We start from the raw sequence: 768 nt of genomic DNA, 5'->3' as shown, positions 1-768 counted from the left end.
GTTTTCCGATAGCCTGAATTGATATCCCGATGCCAGCTGACGGAACTCATCATCAACTCCGGCGTCCCGAAGATGCGCAGCAGTGCCTGCTCCAGTGCCCGATACATATCCGTCCTCCTGTTGACTCCCTTACCGGGGATAGGCTCACTCCCTGGCGACCTCTTCTGATCGCAGCCACCATCCCCGCTATTCGTTCTTAAAATCGAATCGACACCTGTTCATCGACATCTGCTTCACAAACTCCTCGGTACTGCGACTGCTACTGCGCCACTCACCGTCCCAGTAATAGAGCCGGTTGTGCTTATCCAGCTTGTAATAGGTGCCCATCCAAAAGCCACTGGCCCCATTGGGTGGATGCATGTTCATTCTCTCCAATTCGCTAACCGACAAAGCTCGACCGGTACAATTCCACATCACTGCGGGTCTGTCGCACCAGCTCTTCCTCCTGCCCATATCGCTGGACAAATCGGCTGGCGTTCACATGAATGGCATCGTCGTAAAACCGGTGATGCCCAGGGCACAACGGCATGGTGTCAAAGTGGCTGGCCCTGCGTCCCATGCCCGTCCCCTGTCGCTGATGATGCACTTCCGCCGGAACACCCGCCAGACCATTAATCCGGCAGGCAATGCAGCCCAGTTGTGCCACCACCTGCAGATAGTCACGCTCGCTGCGGGTCACAGGCCGTCTGCCATGCCTTGAGTTTACGGGCCAGGTAGCGCCGGTTGATTTTCAGCACAAACGCGGCTTCGGTCAGCGTCATCTCACGA

At 56.6% G+C, this 768-nt stretch carries 2 protein-coding genes; both read right to left on the bottom strand.

From position 1 onward, the window contains the following. Positions 1 to 186 precede the first annotated feature (186 nt). Positions 187 to 360 carry a hypothetical protein gene (locus AK963_RS34205; protein ID WP_175404761.1) on the bottom strand — a complete coding sequence of 58 codons (174 nt, stop codon included), beginning with the start codon at positions 358 to 360 and terminating at the stop codon, positions 187 to 189. 19 nt (positions 361 to 379) lie between these two features. After that, positions 380 to 679 (bottom strand): Ref family recombination enhancement nuclease, encoded by a 300-nt coding sequence (locus tag AK963_RS30000; RefSeq protein ID WP_066018834.1) that lies wholly within the window; start codon positions 677 to 679, stop codon positions 380 to 382. Positions 680 to 768 lie beyond the last annotated feature (89 nt).

The sequence above is a fragment of the Endozoicomonas atrinae genome (genome assembly GCF_001647025.1).
Lineage (GTDB): Bacteria > Pseudomonadota > Gammaproteobacteria > Pseudomonadales > Endozoicomonadaceae > Endozoicomonas > Endozoicomonas atrinae.
The sequence above is the reverse complement of the archived record's forward strand: the minus strand, read 5'-3'. Positions and strand labels throughout refer to the sequence as shown.

What these genes read in the sequence shown, in the direction of transcription:
- AK963_RS34205 (WP_175404761.1), bottom strand. Translation starts at nt 360, where the DNA reads ATGCATCCACCCAATGGGGCCAGTGGCTTTTGGATGGGCACCTATTAC.